This is a genomic window from Acidovorax sp., assembly GCF_046339755.1.
Lineage (GTDB): Bacteria > Pseudomonadota > Gammaproteobacteria > Burkholderiales > Burkholderiaceae_C > Acidovorax.
Genome location: NZ_JBKDTZ010000362.1, coordinates 1 through 3,048, shown reverse-complemented (window position 1 = coordinate 3,048; position 3,048 = coordinate 1). Strand labels below are relative to the sequence as shown.

Sequence of the window (3,048 nt, the reverse complement as noted above, 5' to 3'; positions counted from 1 at the left end):
CACGTGGACCACGGCAAGACGACGCTGACGGCGGCGATCACGACCGACGTGACGGGCGCGGTGGAACTGCCCAAGGACACGGAAATGGTCATGCCGGGCGACAACGTCAGCATCACCGTGAAGCTGATCGCCCCGATCGCGATGGAAGAAGGCCTGCGCTTCGCCATCCGTGAAGGCGGCCGTACCGTCGGCGCCGGCGTGGTTGCCAAGATCATCGCCTAATAGCGTTACAGGGGTATAGCTCAATTGGCAGAGCGTCGGTCTCCAAAACCGAAGGTTGTAGGTTCGATTCCTACTGCCCCTGCCACCTGAACAGTGGCACCCAACAAGCCCGCCAGACCCTGGCGGGCTTCGGCGTCTTGGGCGACGCCGCGAATCGGAGCAGGAAACAATACACATGGCCACTTCCCAGGTTGAAACCGTCAATACCGGTGCTGACAAAGCCAAGCTTGCTGCTGTGGCTGCGCTGGTGATTGCATCGGTCGCTGGCTTTTACTTGCTGAGCAAGCAGGGTGCGATTGCCCAATGGGCCGCATTGATCGTCGGACTGGTTGCTGCCGCTGCCGTGTTCCTGGTGTCCGAGCCAGGCCGGCAGTTTGTCGCGTTTGCGCGCGAGGCCTGGCGCGAAGTGAAAAAGGTCGTATGGCCCACCCGCAAGGAAACCTTGCAGATGACGGCCTACGTGTTCGCATTTGTCGTCATCATGTCGATCTTCCTGTGGGCGACCGACAAGACCCTGGAATGGGTTCTGTACGACCTGCTTTTGGGCTGGAGGAAGTAAGCATGACGACCACCCCTGTGGAAACCACCGGAGCCGAGGCTCTTGCACCTGCCGCCTCGGGCAATCCCGATCTGCGCTGGTACATCGTCCATGCCTACTCGGGCATGGAAAAGGCGGTCGAGCGCAACATCGTGGAGCGCATCGGCCGTTCGGGCATGGAGACCAAGTTCGGCCGCATCCTCGTTCCCACCGAAGAAGTCGTGGAAATGAAGAACGGCCAGCGCAAGACCACCGAGCGCCGCCTGTTCCCTGGCTATGTCTTCGTTGAGATGGTCATGGACGACGACACGTGGCACCTGGTGAAACACACCAACAAGGTCACGGGTTTCGTGGGCGGCGCGAAGAACCGTCCCGCCCCCATCTCGGAGGACGAAGTGCAGAAGATCGTCAGCCAGATGCAGGAAGGCACCGAGAAGCCCCGCCACAAGGTGGAGTTCATGGTGGGCGAGCTGGTCCGTGTCAAGGAAGGCCCATTCACCGACTTCAATGGTTCGGTGGAAGAAGTGAATTACGAGAAGAGCCGTGTGCGGGTGTCCGTCATGATCTTCGGCCGTTCCACCCCGGTGGAGCTCGAATTCGGCCAGGTCGAGAAGACCTGAGTCTGCCGTTTTTTGGATGCCGCACCTTTCGGCTCGGTGCGGATGAAAGTGTGTTGAGTCGTTAACCCCGGGGAGCTGCGGCCACATGGCCAAGGCGTTATCACCCGCAAGGAGTAAAGCATGGCGAAGAAAATCGTCGGTTTTATCAAGCTGCAAGTTCCAGCTGGTAAGGCCAACCCATCCCCACCGATCGGCCCAGCACTGGGTCAGCGTGGCCTCAACATCATGGAGTTCTGCAAGGCATTCAATGCGCAGACCCAGGGCGTTGAGCCAGGCCTGCCATTGCCCGTGGTCATCACGGCTTTCGCAGACAAGAGCTTCACCTTCATCATCAAGACGCCGCCTGCGACGACTCTGATCAAGAAGGCCATCAAGCTCGACAAGGGTTCCTCGAACCCTCTGAAGACCAAGGTCGGCAAGATCACGCGCGAACAGCTCGAAGAAATCGCCAAGACCAAGATGAAGGACATGAACGCTGCCAACGTCGACGCCGCTGTGCGCACGCTGGCCGGCTCTGCACGCTCGATGGGCGTGACGGTGGAGGGTTTGTAAAATGGCCAAGCTGACCAAGAAGCAAAAAGCCCTGCAAGGCAAGGTCGACAGCACCAAGCTGTACGCATTCGCTGAAGCAGTTGCGATCGTGAAGGAAGCCGCTACGGCCAAGTTCGACGAATCCATCGATGTGGCCGTTCAGCTTGGCATCGATGCCAAGAAGTCCGACCAGGTGGTTCGCGGCGCCGTGGTGCTGCCCAACGGCACTGGCAAGACGACCCGCGTGGCCGTGTTCGCCCAGGGCGCCAAGGCTGAAGAAGCCAAGGCCGCTGGCGCCGACATCGTCGGCATGGACGACCTGGCCGCCATGGTCAAGGCCGGCGACATGCCTTTCGACGTGGTGATCGCTGCCCCTGACGCCATGCGCGTCGTCGGTACGCTGGGCCAGATCCTGGGCCCACGCGGCCTGATGCCCAACCCCAAGGTGGGTACCGTGACGCCTGATGTCGCTACGGCTGTGAAGAACGCCAAGGCCGGTCAAGTGCAGTTCCGCGTGGACAAGGCCGGTATCGTGCACAGCACGATCGGTCGCCGCTCGTTCGACAACGACAAGCTGCAAGGCAACCTGTCGGCACTGATCGAAGCCCTGAACAAGGCCAAGCCCGCAACCAGCAAGGGCCTGTACCTGCGCAAGGTGGCCGTGTCCTCCACGATGGGCCTGGGCGTCCGCGTAGATACGCAGACCATCGCAGCGTAATTGCAAGAAATCTTCGGGCCGGCCTTCGGGCGGGTCCGATGTGGTGGGCCGGGGCTGTTTCGATAGTCCCGGGCCATCCAAGACCGTTGGTGCGCGAGTCGGTCGCGCTTAAAGCCACAAAAGGCGCCAACGCAGATGGCGATCCCGCTGCAGATGGAAATTTTCCTGAACAGTTGGTCGCTGCAACAAGAGCGTGCACGAGGCCATCGCCGAGTGCGCATTTTAAGGAGTAGACCTTGAGTCTTAATCGCAGTGAGACAGAAGCGGTCATCAATGACGTGACCAGCCTCGCCGCAAAAGCTCAAACGCTTGTGATCGCGGAATACCGCGGCATCACGGTCGCCGACATGACCAAACTGCGTGTTGATGCCCGCAGCAAGGGCGTGAGCCTGAGTGTTCTGAAGAACACCCTGGCCCGC

General features: G+C 60.5%; 6 protein-coding genes and 1 tRNA gene. All 7 read left to right on the top strand.

What is annotated here, in order from left to right; translation table 11 throughout:
• The coding region (locus tag ACK59X_RS31275) for a hypothetical protein (protein ID WP_409962816.1) at positions 1-222 on the top strand (222 nt) is incomplete at its 5' end.
• A gap of 9 nt (positions 223-231) precedes the next feature.
• Positions 232-307, top strand: a tRNA-Trp gene (locus tag ACK59X_RS31270).
• A 90-nt stretch (positions 308-397) separates the two neighbouring features.
• Entirely contained in the window at positions 398-781 is a 384-nt protein-coding gene (gene secE / locus ACK59X_RS31265) for a preprotein translocase subunit SecE (protein ID WP_409962814.1), read from the top strand.
• Between the two features lie 2 nt (positions 782-783).
• Positions 784-1,380, top strand: a complete 597-nt coding sequence (gene nusG, locus ACK59X_RS31260) for a transcription termination/antitermination protein NusG (RefSeq protein WP_409962812.1) — start codon at positions 784-786, stop codon at positions 1,378-1,380.
• A 120-nt stretch (positions 1,381-1,500) separates the two neighbouring features.
• A complete protein-coding gene (rplK, locus tag ACK59X_RS31255; protein ID WP_007850051.1) occupies positions 1,501-1,932 on the top strand; it encodes a 50S ribosomal protein L11 in 432 nt (143 codons plus the stop codon).
• A gap of 1 nt (position 1,933) precedes the next feature.
• Positions 1,934-2,629, top strand: a complete 696-nt coding sequence (gene rplA, locus ACK59X_RS31250) for a 50S ribosomal protein L1 (RefSeq protein ID WP_409962809.1) — start codon at positions 1,934-1,936, stop codon at positions 2,627-2,629.
• Positions 2,630-2,865: 236 nt separating this feature from the next.
• Positions 2,866-3,048 (top strand): 50S ribosomal protein L10 (rplJ, locus tag ACK59X_RS31245; RefSeq protein ID WP_409962807.1); only part of this gene is annotated, 183 nt, incomplete at its 3' end.